Origin of the sequence: Leptolyngbya sp. PL-A3 (assembly GCF_039962325.1) — a bacterium.
Lineage (GTDB): Bacteria > Cyanobacteriota > Cyanobacteriia > Elainellales > Elainellaceae > Vacuolonema.
On sequence record NZ_JAMPLB010000013.1, the window covers coordinates 1 to 21265 of the forward strand.

12 protein-coding genes are annotated in these 21265 nt (G+C 48.8%); 3 read left to right on the forward strand and 9 right to left on the reverse strand.

All coding sequences use genetic code 11. The features are described 5' to 3' along the window. Positions 1–266: 266 nt before the first annotated feature. The 3 genes from NDI52_RS12175 to NDI52_RS12185 form a co-directional block, all read right to left on the reverse strand. A complete protein-coding gene (locus tag NDI52_RS12175; RefSeq protein ID WP_190769921.1) occupies positions 267–1718 on the reverse strand; it encodes a sugar transferase in 1452 nt (483 codons plus the stop codon). A gap of 715 nt (positions 1719–2433) precedes the next feature. Beyond that, complete coding sequence (locus NDI52_RS12180; RefSeq protein WP_190769920.1) at positions 2434–3219, reverse strand: MBL fold metallo-hydrolase; 786 nt, start codon at positions 3217–3219, stop codon at positions 2434–2436. An 11-nt stretch (positions 3220–3230) separates the two neighbouring features. Then, the gene (locus NDI52_RS12185; RefSeq protein ID WP_190769919.1) at positions 3231–3866 is read right to left on the reverse strand and encodes a DUF3318 domain-containing protein; all 636 of its coding nucleotides are present in this window, start codon (positions 3864–3866) and stop codon (positions 3231–3233) included. Positions 3867–4301: 435 nt separating this feature from the next. On the opposite strand from NDI52_RS12185, the gene NDI52_RS12190 reads away from it, so the two are divergent. Then, complete coding sequence (locus NDI52_RS12190) at positions 4302–5654, forward strand: serine/threonine-protein kinase (protein ID WP_199330827.1); 1353 nt, start codon at positions 4302–4304, stop codon at positions 5652–5654. Positions 5655–5929: 275 nt separating this feature from the next. Here NDI52_RS12190 and NDI52_RS12195 read toward each other — a convergent pair whose 3' ends face one another. Continuing rightward, positions 5930–7345, reverse strand: a complete 1416-nt coding sequence (locus NDI52_RS12195) for a hypothetical protein (RefSeq protein WP_190772812.1) — start codon at positions 7343–7345, stop codon at positions 5930–5932. A 227-nt stretch (positions 7346–7572) separates the two neighbouring features. Between NDI52_RS12195 and NDI52_RS12200 the strand changes: the two genes are divergently transcribed. Further along, positions 7573–9162, forward strand: coding sequence for a glycoside hydrolase family 57 protein (locus NDI52_RS12200; RefSeq protein ID WP_190772813.1), 1590 nt, complete (start codon positions 7573–7575; stop codon positions 9160–9162). 597 nt (positions 9163–9759) lie between these two features. On the opposite strand, the gene NDI52_RS12205 is transcribed toward NDI52_RS12200, so the two are convergent. The 5 genes from NDI52_RS12205 to NDI52_RS12225 form a co-directional block, all read right to left on the reverse strand. Then, entirely contained in the window at positions 9760–10491 is a 732-nt protein-coding gene (locus NDI52_RS12205; RefSeq protein ID WP_190772814.1) for a septal ring lytic transglycosylase RlpA family protein, read from the reverse strand. A 1424-nt stretch (positions 10492–11915) separates the two neighbouring features. Beyond that, complete coding sequence (gene sbcD, locus NDI52_RS12210) at positions 11916–13214, reverse strand: exonuclease subunit SbcD (RefSeq protein WP_190772815.1); 1299 nt, start codon at positions 13212–13214, stop codon at positions 11916–11918. A 338-nt stretch (positions 13215–13552) separates the two neighbouring features. After that, positions 13553–13777: a hypothetical protein gene (locus NDI52_RS12215; protein ID WP_190772816.1), complete on the reverse strand. Its 225-nt coding sequence runs from the start codon at positions 13775–13777 to the stop codon at positions 13553–13555. 825 nt (positions 13778–14602) lie between these two features. Beyond that, complete coding sequence (gene cobW / locus NDI52_RS12220) at positions 14603–15637, reverse strand: cobalamin biosynthesis protein CobW (protein ID WP_190772817.1); 1035 nt, start codon at positions 15635–15637, stop codon at positions 14603–14605. A 392-nt stretch (positions 15638–16029) separates the two neighbouring features. Then, positions 16030–19587 (reverse strand): PAS domain S-box protein, encoded by a 3558-nt coding sequence (locus tag NDI52_RS12225; protein ID WP_190772818.1) that lies wholly within the window; start codon positions 19585–19587, stop codon positions 16030–16032. A 451-nt stretch (positions 19588–20038) separates the two neighbouring features. Between NDI52_RS12225 and rpmB the strand changes: the two genes are divergently transcribed. Beyond that, the gene (gene rpmB / locus NDI52_RS12230) at positions 20039–20275 is read left to right on the forward strand and encodes a 50S ribosomal protein L28 (protein WP_190772819.1); all 237 of its coding nucleotides are present in this window, start codon (positions 20039–20041) and stop codon (positions 20273–20275) included. Positions 20276–21265: the final 990 nt, after the last annotated feature.

Here is a 21265-nt window from a genome sequence, read left to right on the forward strand (position 1 = left end):
CTCTAACTGCTCCAGGCTCTCCGTCACCGTGACTTGAAAAGGACGTCCTGTCATCGCCCATCACCTCAAAGAGGACTCTTCTAGTTTGGCGCAGCTTCATATTTGTTTGGTATAAGCTTTGTGTAAAAACGGTATTACGTGCTCAGAACCAGAAGGCTATATCGGTCCAATAAAAAAGGTAGGCTAAAGCCTACCTGAATACCCACTTACTCAATAGGAGACACACCCTTAAACTTAGTTCAGCCGGACTGAGGGGTGGCTTGTATTTAATAGGCTCCCCGTTTACGAAGAACGACCCCCACCGTTTGGAACAAAATCTTGAGGTCAAGCCACAGTGACCAGTTTTCAATGTAAGCGATATCAAGGCCAACTGCACGATCAAAGTCTGTAATGTCAGAACGGCCCGAAACTTGCCAGAGACCGGTGATGCCGGGTAATACCTCATGGCGTAAGTAGTGTGACTCGGAAAAGCGTTCTACATCTCGCATCGGAAGAGGACGCGGACCAACCAGACTCATCTCACCCATCACCACATTAAACAACTGTGGTAGCTCATCCAGACTGTATTGACGGAGAACTTTCCCTACTCGGGTGATGCGGGGATCATCCTTCATTTTAAAGAGGACGCCATCCTTCATCTCATTATTGGCTTCCAACTCCTTCTGGAGCTTTTCGGCATTGGGTACCATTGTGCGGAACTTCCATGCCTTGAAGGGCTCGTCATGCAGTCCCACGCGGGTTTGCCGGAAGAAAATTGGCCCTGGAGAATCCCACAGGATCAGTAGGCTAATAGTAATTAGGATGGGGGAGAGAAGCACAATCAGGAAAATAGAGGCACAAAAGTCGAAGGTACGCTTTACCCAGAAGTCAGTACCTGTAATGACTGGAGGCGGAAAGGTAAGGGACGGCTGACCACCAATGATCCAAAGTTCAGATTTGGGTAGAACCGGTTCCGTTCCACTCGGCAGAATGTGGACAGTAATACCAGCCGTTTGGAAGTGCCAGCAAACGAACATACGATTGCGAATGGACTCCCAGGAGATGAACACCTCGGCAACACCCATGTCGCGGAGCATCTTTAGTGTTTCACTGCGACGATGACGATCCAGACTGCGGCTATTGGCGATCCCTGCAATGTCATAACGGTTCTCCCGCTCAATCAGACGCACCGCCGAGTCGGCCTCCCCATCCACAATGATGAAGGCTGGGTAGCGAATAGCGCCCTTCTGCCGAAATCGTTCTACCGCCACTTCCACAAAAAAGCGTCCGGCGCAGACCAGGCCAACGCTAAAGAACCAGAACAGTAAAAAGGTGGAGCGGGAGACAAATTGCCCAGGTTCGTAGAGAAATGCAGTGATCAGAATAATGCAAATGGCCAGGGAAACGGACTGAAATAAGCCCAGGTAATCACGGCGATTGTTGCCGGGCGCATATAATCCCCGAGAAGCAATCACGCCAATTGTGATTCCCAAAATGATCAACATGAAAAATGGCTTGTCTTCACCTGTCCAGGGTGATTGCATGTAGGTGCCGATGGTAACGGCTATCATCCATGCAGCAGACAGCAGTAATGAATCTACTAAAACTAGGGTTGCGATCCGTAACCAACCAACAGTCGCGCCTCGACGAAGTTTTGCAAAACCGGGCGATCGCAGGTCAAACCGTGCGGCGGTTGGCCTGCCCGATTGTCTCTCCGATGAGATTTGTGAAGAACGCATAAACTTATCCTTTCCAAGCCCCTGTGGTTTACCCGTACGTCAGCTTCACATAAGTGGTGAGTGCGAAGAATATCATCTCTGACCTGTTAACTGGACTTTTTGTTATGCGATGACCCCAAACAGTTAACAAATGAGTAAGCCTGAGGATGATTCATTGATCCAAAGGTTAGCCCAAGGGCTAGGGGGTACGTAAGTATAATTCTGCCGGATCACAGAAACTTCACAATCTTTACAAGGCAAGGGTTTCAACACTCTTGACAAAACCCTAAAAGCTGTACTTGCCATCTGCCTAAATACAGAAGTCTGGTACTAGAATTTACCACCGTTTTAGTTTGAAGAAGTAATGTTCTTACACTATGTCTCACCCTGGTATATCAGTCTCGGGATACAAGAGCGATACACCTCATAACAATTTCCTGGCGCTCTAGAGTGGCACTCCGTCTTCTTGCACCTACCGTGGGTGGTAATTTTTGCAGTGTTTCTAGAAACTTTGATTTTATGTAACCTGAGTTCCGATGAAGGGCATTTTCGAGAAGCGCGCAAAGCTCCCCTCGAAAATGCCAATGATGAAAAGTTTTGCGGCGCTTTGCGCCGCAAAACTTTTCATCATTGGCATTTAACCTTATTTGCTATAAGCCCAGATATAACGATAAAAAAATGATTTCCCGTGTCCTGAAGGTACGGAAAATCAATCTTTTCAATGCTTTTTAATTTTTTAGGAACCTGTTGATGGGTTGGAGGCTGCAAAGGTTAAGTCGAGGCGATCGCCTGACTTCGGTTGCAGCACTCGGGTTGACAGCCCATTTTCCTGTAGGAGGGTCTGGACGGCTTCCAGCGTACCCACTTCTCGCAGCAACGTCAGCAGTACTCCTTCATATTCCACATCTCCCCCAGCAGCCGTTGGCAACATCACTTGAGGGCGCAACCATTGGGCTATGGTCAAGGCGCTATCCTGGCCTTTAATAATTGGCCCAACTAAGGGCAACTCAGCATTAATGAGCGGTGTGATGACGACATCTACCGGTTTTTCTTGCTGCAGAGAGGGATGGTGATAGCCATGGGGTTCGTAGTAGAGCCGCTCTTGCTGGACGGTATCTGCTAACAAATATGCATTTTCAGTCAAGAAAGGCCCAATGGGGGAACCAGGGAAAGCCTGAATGGTCAACCGGCCCTGCCAATCAAACCATTCCCCATGCGCGAGGGCTGTAACCTGCTGATATCCCAGGTCGGTGACAATCTTGGCGGCACTGGGAGATGCCACAACAGGAATCGTGCGATCGAGCACCTTTAGGGTCTCTGGGTGGGCATGATCAGCTAACCCTTGAGACAGCAAAATCAGGTCAACGTGTTCTGGAATAGGATGTGGGGTTGAGCGAGACGCTCGAAACAGCCAGGGCGTACCTCCCAGCACTAAATCCCCCACCAGCCAGGGATCCAGCAAAATGCGAGTGTTTCCTAGCTCAATGAGCCAGGAGTTGCTATCCAGGTAAGTCAGGTTCATAGGTGAAGAGTTTAAACAGGTTCACCTTTAACACGGGATTTTGCTTTGGCTGCGCTCTTCTTCAGGGCATCCAACCGCACTTCGTACCGTTTGCGCTGTTGTTTTTTAGAGGATTGCTCAATCAGAATCTTGAGGGCACTACCTAGGCTCTTGTAAGCGTTGGGGAGGGAATAGCCAAAGCGGGTGGCCAGGGCGATCGCCTTGTCATCAGCCTCAATGGCTTCCTGCAGAGTTTTTTCGCCATTGTTGCGCTTGTACAGCCGCCAGCCTGATACACCGCATAGGGCCAGAGCCAGCATCAGCAGTAAGCCATCCTGTACCCACAGTTCCCCAACAGCGCCTCCCAGACCAATAGCAAGTGCCGCCATTTCCCATCCATCTTTGGGAATGGTGTCGTTTTGCACTCGGGCTACCTCATGCCAGAACAGTAGATTACGCTGATCGAGGGCAAACATTTCCCACTTCGTCAAATCGACCTGAACCTCGACCTGATCTTTACCGATTTCTTCGCTGGTGATCAGTGGCGGGTTGGCTGATGTCGCCGCTTCAATGGTGACCCAGCTTCGAAGTTCTGGCGGTAGTAGCGACTTCAGACGACGCAACTCACTAAGATCGGCACGGGCAGCAGAGGTGGCGAAAGAGGTCATAACGGTAAAACCTGCAACTTCGGTAGCATCGAGGCAATAAGCCCCAACGTTAAGGGTTTCTTATAGAGTACAACGGCAAAGTAAAAACCGTTGAGATGGGGTTTCCGTACCCCATCCCACATTTTCCATCTTAAAACATTGTTTGTTGCTAAATAGAGGCATGAAGGCCGGGAAGCGCATAGCAGACAGTCCTTCTTATACCTCCATTCAGCCAGGTTTCGGTGGGTTACATTACAGCAATTCTCAGTATGGAATTAGGCCCGAAAACCGCTTGCCGAAGGCAAGCGGTTTTCGGGCTTCAAAGCCAAGATTGCGCGCCCGTCGGGCGCGCAATCTTGGCTTTGAAGCTCATAATGAGAACTGCTGGTTACATTAAAGTCGGCTTGACCTCAAAATAAATCCGACTCTTCAGAATTCTGACGACCAGAGCAAAAGATGATGATTGAAGCGCAGCAAATTCTTCATGATCGTTACCAGCTACAAAAGCGTCTGGGCCATACGGCTGCTAGTCGGCAGACGTGGCTCGCCACTGATTTAATGCAGGGAAACGAATCGGTCATCGTCAAATTGCTGGCTTTCAACCCTCATATGCAATTGGATGAACTGAAGCTTTTCGAGCGAGAAGCACAGGTACTCAAAGCCCTGGATCATCCTCGCATCCCCAAATACCGCGATTCTTTTTCCATAGAGTCGCAGGTGCTCTGGTTTGGGCTGGTACAGGATTACATCCCTGGTGCCTCACTACAGGAATACCTGAACAGGGAGGAGGTGCTTATGGAGGAAGAAATCCGGCAATTAGCCGTTAATGTGCTCCACATTCTGAACTACTTACACAGGCAAGACCCACCTGTCCTGCATCGGGATATCAAGCCTAGCAACTTAGTCTTGGACGATGACGGCTACATTCATTTAGTAGACTTTGGGGCTGTTCAGGATCAGGCTACTCTAACGGGAGTGACGTTTACCGTAGTGGGTACTTGTGGCTACGCTCCTTTGGAACAGTTTTGGGGCCGGTCGGTACCTGCTTCTGATCTATATGCTCTGGGGGCAACACTAATTCACCTACTGACGGGCATTCCCCCTGCAGATCTACCTCAGCGCAATGGCCGCTTTCAGTTTACAAATGTTCTGAAATTGCGGCCATTTTTTGCGGCGTGGCTGCAAAAAATGGTCGAGCCTGCCGTGGAACACCGCTTTGCTTCTGCTGATGAGGCTCTTGATGCCTTGAAGACAGGTTATTTGCCTGTTCCAGCCGACACATACTCGCGCCGAATTCAGCGGCCAGAACGGACGCGTATTCAACTCGCTCGGTATCCCGAGAACCTGAAAATTCTAATTCCGCCACTGATGAGTTGGCAGCTATTCCTTTACCGTTACTTCTTTAATACGCTGAATGCGGGATGCCTTGGGATGATATTGGTGCTGGCTGCGATCGCCCTACTCATCTCAATGCTTTCGGAAGCTCCGGTTCTAATTATGCTGCTGGGGGCTGGGGTGCTACTGGTGATTGTGTTTTGGCTGCTATTACTATGGCGTGAGCACACCGAAATTTCCATTGAGGGCGATCGCCTCGAAATTTGCCGTCGTTCTCTGGGAATTATTTGGAACCGGCGAGAAATTCCGCCTGCGTCCATCGTTGGTATTTTATGGCAGCGAGTCAATTACCTCAACGGCGTCTCGCTTCGTACGGCACAGGAATTTATTAACCTGCGGCAGGGGATGTCTGAGCTGGAGTGCTTGTGGCTGGTGCAGGAGTTAGAGGACTGGTTGGATCATCATTCTGATTAGGAGATTTCCAGTAATGAAATTATCCCCAGAATGTTGGTGCTTTGCCCGCGAAGCGGGCAAAGCACCAACATTCTGGGTAAATTCTTATGCAGAAACCTCCTTAGAACAGTTTATTTTTGAAGAGCCTTACTGAGCGCGGCTTTTCAAAAATAAACTGTCTGCTTCTGAGCACATGGCGCGCTGTATCGGAAAGGCGGGCAGGATGGGCGATCGCTACCTCTCCTCTTAAAAGTGCCATACCCATTAGGAGCATGAATGACGCCATCATCGATCCCCTAAACCGACCGTAACTGTTCGGCTCTGGGCTGAGGGGTGGGGGTAGGCTCCTGTCTATCTTTCCAGATTGCTAGACCAATTAAGGCACCAATCCAACCAGTCAAGAAAAAGGCCACAAGCCAAACCCATAACCCGACGCCTGATTTTCGAGAGCCGTCTCTATCATCCTGGGGAGGGTGAATGGGTTGAATGGCGATCGGCGACCCGATCATCTGTCCCTGAGGAGTAGGTTCTTCAATGACGAGGCCTCCTCTGTTGTCAAAAGAATTGTCAGGCTCTATCTCCGTGACAATAGTGTCCTCATCTTCATCCTCATCCAGGTAAGTAATCTGAAGATCATCCCCAGCATCCATATCAGGACTGGGGGTAATTTCCATTTGTGGTGGCGGAGGTGGTGGCGGGGGCAGCTCATCCGTAGCCAGATCAGGATATTCGTCCTCTGGCAAGAAATTTGGATTTAGATCGGATTCCTCTAGATACGGTTCCTCCAGGATCGACGGCTCGGCCTCTGGGGTGACATCGTCATCCATGTAAAGCTCGTTAGCCAACGCTAAGTCATTCACAGAAGGGAACTGGGCAACACCGATCGCCTCGTCTGTCAGCCCTAGGCTGCCTGCCGCTGTTGAGGATCCTTCTGCACCCTCGTCAATCAGCAGATCCGAGGGAATTTCCTGCTGCACTTGACGGGCTACTTCGGCCGCTAACAATTCGGGCGGCAATTCATCGTCTTCGGGTTCAACTTCCAGGGTGGTTGCATCCAGACCATGACTATTATTTGTTGGTGTTGCAGCTAGAGGCTCCGCTTCTAGAGGACTATAGGCAAGGCCCGATAGTCCCTCACGCATGGAGAACAACTCAGCTTCATTGAAGTCGAGGTCGTCCAGCTCCTCCAATGGCTCTTCCTTCAGGGGTTCCTCCTTCAAGGACTCCTCCTTCAGGGGTTCCTCTTTCAAGGGCTCCTCCTTCAAGGATTCCTCCACAGGTCCTGAGAAGGCCATTGGGCGCGGTGGAGCTGGAGGAGGAATGGGCCGAGGCGGTGGAACGGGGGGGTGATTTCTTTGTAGTACCACGACTTCGGGGTCGCCCCGACTGATGAACTCAATTCCCGTTTCAGCTTCCTCTGGATCAATTTGCCATTCTTGTGTCCAGGCCGCCTCATTTTGGCCACTTTGCTGCCCAATCACTTCCACAACACTGATATTGGCAATGTGCAGATTGCTCAGCCCGTTCTGAACGAAGGTCATCAGTGCATCCCGGTTGGGTACCTGTTCCGCTTCTAAATAGATGCGGAGGTGATCGCCCTCCCGGTTAACTCGAGCCAGGATGCCCTTAGGTTGAAGAGAACGGTTCATTAGGGTGGCGATCGCCTGGGGATCTCCCTGCTTCGCCCGATCGACTAAATTCGACTGTGTCATAGACCCATGCAGCTTTTCATCGCGCGCCTAACGTTTGCTTGGCGATATGCCCTAGCATATTTGCAGATGAGGAAATTGACGCAAGTTTCAAGTAGACTTTCTCGAAATTCTTTTTCTGTTTATCTGTTGTAATAATCTTTCGGGAGGCTGACGACTCCAGTTTGCCCTCTTTATCCTGATAAATTCTGATTATTCCGTTGACCTCTCCCTAACTCCGGGTTCTGACTATGAGTATTGGCTATCTCGCGTTGGTGTTGCATGCCCACCTCCCCTTCGTCCGTCACCCCGAAAGTGACTACGTGCTGGAGGAGGAATGGCTATTTGAGGCCATCACCGAGACTTACGTCCCCTTAATCTTGATGTTTGAAGGGCTAAAGCGAGACGGCGTCGACTTTAAACTCACCATGAGTCTAACCCCGCCACTGGTATCCATGCTGCTCGACCCTCTACTGCAAGAGCGCTACAGTGCCCATTTATCCCAGTTAGAGGAATTGACCGAACTGGAAATCGAACGCCATGACCACAACGGTCACATGAAGTACCTGGCGGAGCACTACGCCACAGAATTTAAAAATGTGCGTCAGGTTTGGGAGCGCTACAACGGCAACCTGATCACTGCTTTCAAGCAGTTTATGGATTCCAATAATTTGGAAGTGATTACCTGTGGTGCGACCCATGGCTACCTGCCCCTCATGAAAATGTATCCTCAGGCAGTCTGGGCGCAGATAAAGGTAGCCGTTGAGCACTATGAAGAAACATTTGGCCGTACTCCCAATGGCATCTGGTTGCCAGAGTGTGCCTACTTTGATGGTCTGGAACGGATGGTTGCCGATGCTGGGTTGCGCTACTTCATTATGGATGGGCATGGTTTGCTGTATGCCCGCCCTCGCCCTCGCTTTGGCACCTACGCTCCCATCTTTACTGAAACTGGGGTTGCCGCCTTTGGCCGCGATCATGAATCCTCTCAGCAGGTATGGTCGTCTGTCGTAGGTTATCCAGGGGCCCCCGAATACCGCGAGTTCTACCGTGACCTGGGCTGGGATGCGGAATATGAGTACATCAAGCCCTACATCATGCCCAACGGCCAGCGGAAAAACGTGGGCATCAAATACCACAAAATTACGGGAAAAGGCCTGGGACTTAGCGACAAAGCGCTCTACGACCCCTACTGGGCACGAGAGAAGTCGGCTGATCATGCCGCTAACTTTATGTATAACCGCGAACGCCAGGTCGAGCACCTGTACGGCATTATGCAGCGCAAGCCGATCATTCTCTCCCCCTATGATGCTGAGCTGTTTGGTCACTGGTGGTACGAGGGTCCTTGGTTCCTCGACTACCTGTTCCGCAAGACCTGGTTTGACCAGAGCACCTATGAAATGACACACCTGGCGGATTATTTGCGGGGCAACCCTACCCAACAGGTATGCCGTCCTTCCCAATCTAGTTGGGGGTACAAGGGCTTCCATGAATATTGGTTGAACGAAACTAACGCGTGGATTTATCCCCACTTGCACAAGGCCGCTGAGCGGATGATTGACCTCTCCCGCCGCGAACCAGCTGATGAGTTAGAGTGGCGTGCTCTTAACCAGGCTGCCCGGGAGCTGCTGCTAGCCCAATCCTCTGACTGGGCTTTCATTATGCGTACGGGTACGATGGTCCCCTATGCGGTTAGAAGGACGCGATCGCACCTCATGCGCTTCAACAAACTTTGGGAAGACGTCCTGCAGGGCAAAATTGACTCAGGCTGGCTAGAAAAAGTGGAAGCCATTGATAATATATTTCCCAGCCTTAATTACCGGGTTTACCGCCCTATCTAAACATCCGTTTGGGATCAGGTGAAAAGCCCATAACCCGAACTCAGGTTAGTCATCGAAAGTCAGAGGGGTTTTGGCACTCAGTGCCAAAACCCCTCTGACTTTTTAAAGATGAGTCACGACTTGTGCAAATTCACTACAGATGGTGTATTACTGATGGGTGTAGTAGATTTGCTCCACTACACCCATCATTATGTATAGGTCCTATAGAGCCGAAAACATTATCAGCAACGAGGAACCTACCTCCTATCCCTACCGTCCTAAGCCATAGCTCCTGAAAATCGAGTGCTCCTAGGCTGTCAACAATATGTTGGCAGCCATCTGTCTAAATAAAAGACCTGGAGCCTACCTGTTGTTCCACAACCACGGTTTTGTAACCTGACGTTGTCAGATGGCGTCCAGATCGAAAAAAGTCTTCTGCACTTTCGCAGATAATTCAATTGGGTGATGTAAAACAGGTTCTACCTGTCTTAACCTCATATCAGAGTTTTACAAGGAGTAAAACGAATGACTTGGGGCGTATCTGCTGTTCCACAACCACGGTTCTGCTAACCTTACGTTGTCAGATTGGCTCCCAGGCCAGTAAGCATGGTTTCTAGCCTATTGCAGAACCTCCAGACGTACCTGAGCTGTCCCAGTGCTGACCATGCCAATTTCGCTGGCAGCCGCTCGGGATAGATCGATCAATCGTCTACCGGAAAAGGGACCCCGGTCATTAATTCGTACGATGACTGAGCGACCGTTCCGCATATTGGTGACGCGAACTCGCGTTCCAAAAGGCAACGAGCGATGGGCGGCGGTTAGAGCGTTCTGATTGAAGACTTCTCCACTAGCACTCCGATTGCCATTGAATCCAGGACCATACCAGGATGCTACGCCATCCTGTACCGCGGCAACGGTAAATTCCGAGGGATCCGAAGTGCGAGAGGCATCTTCGCTCGCCAGTAGCTCAATGGGAGAAGGGGGAGGTGCGAGGGGCGGCTCAGAGGGGACAAGGATTCTGTCCTGAGAGATGGCAGCCGTCGCGACTCTAACTGAACTCTGGTCAACCACAGAGTCAGCATTGACAAACTTTTCATTCGAGGCTTCTGTAAGGCCATCTACCACTGAAATATCCAGAAGAGTTGCAGATGCGCCTGTTTCGACGCGAGCAACTTGCTGGCTAGGATGACCCACATTGGTGCGGGCATTAGCGATGGTTTCAACAGCGGACAGGGGATCCGTTTGCTCCTCAGCACCACCTCCAGGTTGCAGAGCTTCCGCAGAAGCAACGCCCAGAGAACTGGTCAAAAGCACGGCAGCAGCAAAGCTGCTCCAAAGGTATTGATTCATAAACTCCACAGTGAAGAACAGCGAGGAGACGAGACCGGAACACACACAACTTGGGACAACCAGACCAGTTGCACCCGGGCTACTTGTGAGTAGCCACCTATAGGCTGCTCTTCGGGGTGGGATGTGGATAGCAAGCAGACCGCATTGCAAAAATCCCGAACCCAACTCGTACTCGTTACGTATTCACAAATGGGTTGTGGAACAGGGATTACGTTATCACGAAAATTTCAAGCTGGGGATCAGGGGGTAGGCGGTCATTCCAGGAACTTTACATAAACTTTATAAATACGAAATGAGGCTGATACCTCGCAAAACGTTACGAAGGCTAATTTTTACGACAAAAGTTAATAAAGTTAGCTTTACGCCAGCTTTACACAACTTTTGGTTTTTATTTAGATTAAAAATTGCAACTTATGCTTCAAAACTAAGGTTTTTGCACCGAGCTCAAGGTAATAGCTTAGACCTTGTGCATCCCTGTCTCGCGTGGACGCATCGGAGGTTTAGGAACAGAGTGGAGAGGCTACAGAACACTGTTCTTGTGCTGCTCAAATTAAAAACACTGTGCTCCGTGAAGTCTTGAGGGTGTGGACGTTTTATAAATCGTCCACACCCTCAGGCTCATCATGTACTCAATAAATACCTTTGCCATTTTTCTCAAGCGCCTGATTTTGCATGAGCGATGTGCACGCAAAATCAGGCGTTTGAGAAAAATGGCGAGCATACTGCTTAATAACCTGTAATTTTTATATTGAAGTGCCGTAAAGTCGTTACTCCAGTACGAAAATTACATGGTTGTTTTATTTGTGATCTTTAAAGCTTTTAGAGGGCTTTTAGCAAGTATATGGATTATGGCGTGCTTTAAAGCTAGTGGTAAGGGGGATTTTTTATACGTGGAGTATATGAAAAAATGACTTTTAAAACAGGTCTTATAGCGATATTCAAGTTGATTACAGCGCTTGAAAAGCGCTGTAAGTACAGAAGGTAGTGTGTGGCGTGTCACGCCACACACTACCTTCTGTACTTAATCAATTCACACAGTGCTGTAATCATCGGTTCTATTTACTAGGGGCGAAATTTTCACATTCATGGCAAAAATATCCCTATTTAAAGGACTTTACAAGTTCTGAATAGATGGAGCTATTCTGTTACTAGGACGTGCTTTAAAGCAGCCCATTTTATTATTTTTGTGTGTACAAATCACACGCAAAAATAATAAAATAGACCTTAGAATCTCTGTGTTTTGTAAACCAACGTGGATGCATAAAACATGGAAATCTTATCAAGCTATTCGTGATCAGTGTTTTAACGAACTGTTACAGCATTTTCTCGTCTGGGGAGGGATGAGAGATGGATGTGAGACGAAGTCCCAAGTCTACCTTTCATCCCTCTTCAGACTAAAAAGGGTTATATCTGTAGCCTTTACGCTAAAGTAACCGCAATTGAGCGCTAGCAGTTTCCGAAATAGCCTCCTGAGGTAAGTCGCCATCCTCTGCTATCCAGACGGGTAAGTCGTCGGATGATAGGAGAGCTTCAGCAGCAGAGAGTAATTCAGCATTTAGGTCAGCTAGATGCGGTTGAGTATCCAGGTAGGCTTGCAATGCCTCCAGAGGGTCTGTGCTGTTGCTACTGCCTAATTCGGGCAAGCGGGCACGGGCAAGTTGGCTTGTAAGTTCAGGGTAGATGCTGTAGCTATGGGCCGGGCTGAGGGCTTCTTGAAGAGCATTCAGGTCTATGTGATCAAGCTGGATCGATTGAACCTGATATACCAGACGCACAACAGCATCGGTAAGGATTTCTGCTTCTAATGCTGCTAGCAACTCAGCCTGAGGATTCTCTGCCTCGGACAGATCAAGCTTGATGGTCTGAAAGCGGCGTACGGGCAGTGGACAGAATTCAACGCGCACGTTCCCACGCTGCAGGTCTACCCGTACATAGCCCTTTTCTTCCTTTTCTTCGCTAAAGTCCACCCGCTCAATACTGCCGGGATAAACAACCGGGGGAGCATCACACAGGATTTGGTGGCGGTGAACATGACCTAGCGCCACATAGTCAAAGCAGGGACGCGCCAAAAGTGCCATGGGGATAGTAAATCCCTTTCCTGCTGCCAAAAAGCGCTCGGCTCCCAAATGAGCTGTATCGGTCATCAGGTGCCCCAGGAGAATGCTGGGAAGCTCTGGATTAAGCTGGCGAATTTCACCTTCTAGAGCAACCCGTAAGCGATCAATGAGCAATTCATTGATTTCAGTAAGGGAAAGATTCTCGGTTTCATTACGGGCTAATAGGGTTGAACGAGTGATCCAGGGCAGGGTAATAACCTGGACAGGCCCTTGTCGTGTTTCGATGTGGTGAGTCATGAGGCGATCGCCCACCACTATCCCCGGCACTCCTAGGGTGCGATAAATGCACAAACTGGCTCCTCCCTGCCCCTGGGAGTGCTGGTCGTGATTCCCTACCAGCAACACTGCTGGAATACCTGCATCTGCTAAGCGGCGAAATTGGCTAGCGAAGGCATCTTGCACCAGAGGCGGTGGTGTAGCGTCGGGAAAAGCATCCCCCCCGAAAAGCACCAGGTCAACGGGTTCGGCGATCGCTCGATCCATGCACAGACTGAGGGTTTTGACGAAATCTTCAAAACGTGTGTTCAACCCCGTTTCAGGATTCAATCGTCCATGGGAAAAACCGCTGCCCAAATGAATATCAGAAAGGTGAAGAATTTTGACCATTGCATTTGGAAAAAGGAACGTACCTGATTAAAAAATAACGTTCTTTCCTAGCAATAAATAACCTTTCTCAGGGATTTTACTGGCAAAGCCACAAGCATTTCTGCGCCAAAAGCGAGAAGGGCAGTTTCCCGGTCACGAGGCGACAGAAAAATTATCCTTCTGGGTTTGGGTTCTATAAAAGTGAAAAATGTGAATTCTGTTGATTAGGAATAGTGACGAATAAAGTTTAATGCCGAACATCGTTAAACTTAACGAATGCCTATAAAAACTATCTTTGAATCATGTAAATTTTTAATTTTGATATCCTTGATCTCAAGGATTATCGCTCTTAAAATCTTTTATTCAAAACGTTCTATTTCCTCAAGCTGAAAACTGTAGATAGCTTGTATCCCGGTTTCGTCGATATAGATAGCTTCAGTGTTAGGATCATATAGATAAACTAATACCTCAGCGTTGTAAAAGGTAGAAACAATATCCACAACAATACCAAATCGGTAAGATTGTGTACTAATTAATGAAGGCCTAAACAACTGCTTGAGGCGAACGCGATCGCCTGCCTTCATTCAGCATTCTCCTGGCTACTGAGAATAGAGATAGAGTTGTTATATACCCTACGATGGAAGAACTTTTCAACTTCGCTCACAATACTAAAATAAGCATCAAAGTGAGTTAGGTTTTCTATAGATAAACCCACAGTTTACCTCCGCAGAAACAGCTATAAAATTCAGTTTTGAAATTTCCCTACATAACACTAACCAAAGGTTTTTGTACTAAAAACACTAGACTTAGGGCTAGCCTAGCATCCTACAAAAACTCAACATCCTGGTTTTAAGTTTAACCAGATCTTAACTTTAAAACGTGTTGTCTTAAATCTGGTGAATTCTTGGCTAAAAGAAGAACCCGCTACCTTCCCCTAAGTCTTGAGAGGTTCAGTGCCTACTATTACTGTTTTTAATAAAGCAGCACAGAATGGGAAGTGGGGCGCGTGCGTGCCACATTTCCCATTCTGTGCTGCTTTATATTGGTTGGGTATAAGACAAGAGAGGATAGATACTTCGCATATATAGCCTTACGCACTCTGGTAAGGGCAGCTTTTTGTGCAGGCTTCTCAAAAACTGTCCGATTCTGAGCGCATAGCGGTATACCTCTCCTGTGAACTTAATAGAAATTGGCTATCGCTTGTATTGACAGTATTTTCTTGTTTCCAATACTCTGGACAGTTTTTCTGAAACCCTTGATTTTGCGTACGCGAAGCGCACGCAAAATCAAGGGTTTCAGAAAAACTGTCCGAACTAATGTTGTTTAGTGAAGTACGAGAATAAATATGGGACAAAATCCCACATTCATCTCTCGTACCTCGCTAGGCCGGAAAGGGTTACATCCGAGTGTTATAGGGTTTGAAGTGCTGCGTGAATATGATCAGCCTTTAAGGCATGGCCAATAAAAACGAGTTGAGTTTGGCGATGCTCGTCGACTTTCCATGGCCGATCGTAGAAGGTCTCAAACCGATTGCCTACCCCCTGCACCACAAGCCGCATGGTCTTGTTGGGTACGGCTGCGAAGCCCTTAATCCGGTAGATTTCGTGCTCCTTCACCAAGGTCTGTAAGCGTTCAATTAGAGCAGTCGGTTCAACCGTTTGATTTAACCGAAGATGTACTGAGTTAATGTCATCGTCGTGCTCATGTTCCTCTTCAGTGTCATGGTGACTGGGTCGGCTGTCTAAATTATCTTCAACGGCTGCGTTAAAGCCCAAAAGTACGTCCGGATTGATGTCTCCTCGATGACAGGGAACAATTTTAACCCCTGTGGGAACTTCCTGTTGGAGCCATCGGTAAACTTGCTCCTGAGCGTGGGATTCAAGGCGATCGCCCTTTGTCACCACCACTAAATCGGCACAGGCCAGCTGATCCTCAAACAACTCCTCAATGGGTGTTTCATGTTCCAGGCTGTCATCTGCTTGCCGTTGTGCTTCTAGGGCTGCCAAATCTCCCACCAATTGCCCGCTAGCCAAAGCCTCGCCATCGACCACGGTAATCACCCCATCTACCGTGGCCCCTGTCCGAATTTCTGGCCAGCGAAACGCCTGTACCAAGGGTTTAGGCAAGGCCAGCCCTGAGGTTTCAATCAGAATACAATCCAGGCTATCGCGCCGTTTGAGGAGTTCCTGCATGGTTGGCAAAAATTCCTCCTGAACGGTGCAGCACAAGCAGCCGTTGGCCAGTTCCAGAATATTTTGATTAGCCTCTTCCTCGTCGCAGACCTGGCAGGATTTCAGCAGCTCACCATCAATCCCCACTTCTCCAAACTCATTCACGAGCACGGCAATACGGCGGCCCTGGTTGTTCTGCAGAAGGTTTCGCAGAATTGTCGTTTTGCCAGCTCCTAAAAAACCAGTAATAACAGTGACGGGGATTTTATGCATAACACGCTTAGCCAAGGGTATTCGGGCTTTTCAACTCGTTCTGGAGTCTCCATCAAACCTACCACGTCCACTATGGCAACGTCAGTTCGGGATAAGCCGAACCGCCCATTATTGCGGCGCGGCGCGTACGCAATAATGGGCTTTTTCGAGTGCCGCGCTTCGCGCGGCACTCGAAAAAGCCCTTAACCCGAACTGAGGTTATGGCAACATGCTCGCCATTTTTCTCAACGCCTTGAGAAAAATGGCGAAGGTATTGATATGGGATATAGCGTGCCTACGTGATTTGCAAAATGTTTTTGAGAGGTGAACATAGTCTGCTGGAAAGCGTGGGTTGTCACTGCAAAGCAGCAATTAACCCACGTTCTATCTCAACTGACGCGATCGCCCCCTACTTACCGTTGCCGTAGGGGAATCTGAACCAGAAACATCGTGCCTTTCCCTAAATCAGAGATGCATTCCAGAGAGCCACCATGGTTCTCCGTTATGATTTGGTAGCTGATGGAAAGCCCCATTCCCGTTCCTTTGCCAACGGGTTTGGTCGTGAAGAAAGGGTCAAAAATACGCTGCCGAACTCGCTCGGACATGCCTAGCCCGTTGTCTGCAATACTAATGCGAGCCTTATTCGAGCGAGAAATATCCGTTTGAATCGTGATGGTCGGTTCAAAGCTTTTTGGGGAATGACGGCATTTCTCATCGAGGGCATCGATCGCATTGCTCAAGATATTCATCAGTACCTGGTTAAGCTGCCCTGCGTAGCACTCAACCTGAGGCAGAACGCCATAAATTTTGACAACCTCGATGGTCGAGCGATCTTCGTTGGCCTTTAAGCGACTTTGTAAGATGACCAGGGTGCTATCAATCCCTTCGTGAATGTCAATGTCTTTCATGGCGGCCTCATCCATACGTGAGAAGGTCCGCAACGATGCAACAATCCCCCGAATGCGATCGGCCCCGACTTTCATGGAATTTAAAAGCTTCGGAAGATCCTCGGTCATAAAGGTCAAATCCATAGCCTTGATTTCGGTGGTGATGATGGAACCGGGCTCAGGATATTGAACTTGATAGAGGTTGATTAATCGCAGCAAATTCGAGATGTATTCGTGGGCATGGGTCAAATTCCCATAGATAAAGTTGACTGGATTATTAATTTCGTGGGCAACTCCAGCTACCAGTTGCCCCAGACTCGACATTTTTTCGCTTTGGATCATGCGGGTTTGGGTCCGCTGAAGTTCTGCCAACGTCTGTCGTAGCTCGGCTTCAGACTCTTGTAGCGCTGCTTCTGCAGCTTTGCGATCGCTAATATCAATGATCACGCCGTTATGAACTGATATCCCCTCTGGAGCGGCACCCACTTCTGCCTGGGACCGCACCCACTTGACCTGCCCTGATGGAGTAATGATCCGAAATTCATCAAACCAGGGAAGACGCCGCTGTACGGCGATCGCCAGCCCCCGCTGGATCCGGTGTAACTCACTAGGATGAATCATTGACCAGATCAGTGATGGCTGATCAAGCATTATTTGTGGCTCCATCTCAAATAGTTCAACTGTGCGGGGACTGAGATAAGTAAAGCGATCCTCCCCACTCGTTAAATCCACCTGAAACTGATAGATGACTCCTGGTACCGAGGTATTGATGTTGCGGAGACGTTCTTCCCGTTCTGCCAGGGCTGCTTCAGCCGCTTCACGCTCAGTTACATCCATCGCTAGAGAAGCCATTCCAATGGTTTCTCCATTTGCTGCAATCAGGGGGGTGTTGTACCACTCGCAAATAATCTCCTGTCCGCACTGAGTGCGATTGGCATCCACACTCCGGGTGCCCCCGGTTTGAGTGAGTAGCGCTTGAAAAATTTGAGTAACCCGTTCCTCTAAATCAGTACTAATGAGGAAGCTAAAGTGTTGACCAATTGCCTCTTCTGCCGTGTAGCCAAAGATCTGCTCAGCCGCTCGGTTCCAAGCGCATACTTCGCCGTTTATCGTCCATTCGATAACTGCCAATGGCGTTTGCTGAATCAGCAAGGAGAGCCGTTGTTGAGATTGAATTAAAGCGGCCTCTGCCGTTTTACGATCGGTAATATCTTGAGCCGTTCCTACAACCTGTACAACCTGTCCCTCGGTATCTCGCTTAAAGACCGTTTCCCGGCTATGAAACCAAACCCAGGTCCCCGCTGCGTTGACCATACGGTAATCCAGTTCCCGAATCTCACCGTCAACTAACGAGTGCAACTCCTGCTGATGCTGTAGGAATCGGGGCTCATCCTCGGGGTGAATCAGCTCGGAGAGATTATTCCCAGCTATTAAACGTTCTGCACTAAATCCCAGAATGGAGGCTAGATCGCGATTGGTGTAAAGGGTACGCTGTTCTACCAAGTCATAGATATAGAGAATGCCAGGGTTACTATCGGCAATTCGTTGAATAAATTGTTGGTGCTCCAGCAAAGCCTGCTCTGCCTGTTTTCGAGCTGTCATCTCGAAAGTGGTTCCCACCAGCCGATAGATCCGTCCATGGCTGTCACGCAATGGGTTAACGGTTGTAAGCCACCAGGTTTCTTGCCCCTGAAGAGTTAAGCACTCCTCATAGGTGATGGCAGTGCCTTGAGTCAGACAGCTTTCCAATCGCTTTCGGATGGCGGCTCCATCCACCTCTCCAAAAACCTCTTCCATGCTCATCCCAGCCACACTTTCTGCAGAGCGACCTGTCAGGCGTTCGGCAACTCGGTTCCAACCTGCTGAGAGAAACTCACCGTTTTCGGTGACATCTGTGACAAAGATTTGATACTCTACTCCATCAAAAATGCTTTGGAGAAACTCCTGTTGGACCTTTAACTGAATTTCAGCTTGTTTGCGTGCGGTGATGTCCTCTGTAATCGCTAATAAATATTGAGGCTGGTTTGTAGCATCTAAGATGACAGTTTTGTGGGTAGAAAAAACATGAGTTTCCCCAGAGCCTATTTGTATTTCCTCTTCTGGAATGACTACAGCCTGGCGGTTTTCTAGCACTTGGCGATCGCACGCCACAAAACCATCGGCTTGATCTTGCGGAAACAGATCGTAGTCGGTTCTCCCTAGGGTATCGGCAGCTTCCCACCCTAAAATTTTCTCCGCTGCTGGGTTCCACAGGGCAAACCGGAGTTCATTGGCTTCTTTGGCAACCACGGCTACGGGTAAATGGTTTAATACAGATTCCAAAAAACGCTGGATTTGCCGCAGCTCTGCCTCCGATTCCTTCAAGTCACTAATATCCCGAGCCGTCGCGTAGACAAGTCCCGTTTCCAGACAGGGGTTGGCAATCCATGACAGCCAACGGTACGCTCCATTACGACAGCGATAGCGAGTCTCAAAGGCCAAAACGCGATCGCCCTGATTAAGGGATTGCAGGGCGGCTTGAGTTGCAGCGCGATCATTAGGATGAATGAATTCTAAAAGAGGTTGGGCTAGAAGCGTACTGGTGGTGTGGCCCAGGACGCGCTCCCAGGACGGATTGAGATGTTTGTAATAACCATCCATTCCAATAATGCAAAGCATATCGGGGCTGAGGTTGAAGAAGCGATCGCGCTCCTTGTCCATTTGCTTTTGGTGGGTAATGACCTGAACCTGTAGAACGACTCCACCCCACTCTTTTGCCTGGTTATGCCAGGGGCGTGCTTCCCACTGAAGCCATTGCAAGTCTGAACCCCGTGTAGGTACGGCTTCTTCCCAAATTTCTGTATGGCCATTGAGGCATTGCCCTTGTACCCACTGCCACTGTTCATCCAAGCCCGGAAACAGCTCAAAGTGCGATTCACCTATCACCGAGCGATCGCCCAAACCATGGAGCTGGCACCAGTGCCGTGTCGCCACAAGGTAACGTAAATCTGGGTCAAGAATCGCGATCGCGGCGGAACTGTAATCTGCCAGTACCGCAAGTAGATCCAGAGAGTTTTGGGGCGTTTGCGGCTCAGGTCTCTGCATAGGGCAGGGAAGTGGGTGACAGTGTTATTGCTTCATTGCTTCTTTTCAGTGTTCCCACTCAAAGTAGAGAAACTACCCAGACAAATTATTGGTAGAAAACTTCCAAAAAACGCTCCGGATCATGTGGCTAAAGGTTAAGTGGCTGATGAAATATCACCCGTCATATCGCTAGCACCACTGTTTTGCTCAGGAGAACATGGGAGACAATCCCATAGCAATACTGAAGACCTAGCTTAATCTACGCCAGCAATTCCCAGTATGGGCCTCAAAGCCAAGAGTTCACGCCCGTAGGGTGTGAACTCTTGGCTTTGAGGCCCGAAAACCGCGCGCCTTTGGCGCGCGGTTTTCGGGCCTGATTTCAAAATGAGAATTGCTGAATCTACGCCAATTTTTTATTGCATATTTTCAGAATCTGCTATTCTAGAAAAGCACTTTTCTTTTGCCCAAACCTATGTCTCGCGTCTGTGATCTGACCGGCAAGCGGGCCAACAACGCCTACGCCATCTCTCACTCCCACCGCCGCACCAAGAAGTTGCAGGAAGCTAATCTGCAAGAAAAGCGGATTTGGTGGCCGCAGGGCCAGCGTTGGGTTAAGCTTCGCTTGTCTACTAAAGCCCTGAAGACCCTGGAGAAAAAGGGCCTTCAAGCTATGGCTAAAGAAGCCGGAATTAATTTGAACAAACTCTAAGAATCTCAAATATAAAGAGGTGCTTCTATTGAATCAATGTGCGCCTGTTTATGCAGGTTGTTTTGTCAATAGCAGCACGCTTAGAGAAGGCGATGTATTGTTTGTCATGGCGTGATCTGCTAGGTTGCAGTTTTTGACAGATTGCATCGTTTTTTACATAAGATATACCTTCGTTTAAGGGTGGTCTATTGTCCACCCTTTTTGCGTAAGTGTCTCTTTTTTGGCTATTGGGCTGACTGCTGCAGCGGAGAGAGTTAAAAATCACAGCATTCATCAACCTGTCAATCCCGATCCTTTAAAAACAGCAATTCTCAGTATGGGCATCAAAGCCAAGAGTTCACGCCCGTAGGGCGTGAACTCTTGGCTTTGATGCCCGAAAACCGCGCGCCAAAGGCGCGCGGTTTTCGGGCCTGATTTCAAAATGAGAATTGCTGCTTTAAAAAGATTGATTTCCTATGCCCAAAGGGTATAGGAAATCAATCTTTTTAAAGGGATTCTTAAATGACTGTTGCCTGCCAGGTTAAGGCGTGTCCTCTATGAGGAAGCCTTCTAGCTTGGCAGTCTTTCTAATGTAAATTTGGCGCTGAAGGGTTTAAACACCTTGGCGGAAGCTGTGTCACTGCGATGCCCGCCAAGATGAATGCTAAAGATCCGGGGGAACCCGGAGGCCATCCTCAAGAAACATTAGATTTCATAGTCAATACAGCTGATCCGGATTATTTTGTGAATTCTCAGCGAAAAAAACATCATTTTTTTGAGGATCCCTGATCGCTTCCCGGTGTCTGCCGGGTAACATAGTTTGCATCCATTGGGCTACATTTTGTTATCTTTCTCGACAGAAAGTAAAAATTGGGAGGGCGCAAGCTCTTCCGTCGTAGATTCCCTCGGTTTGCATGCAATGCGTCTCTGTGAAGGGTTTTACCAGTTTTCTTAACCCGATTTATATGAATTGGGTGCCGTGACTGGAATTTCCTATTACTAATTCGTTTC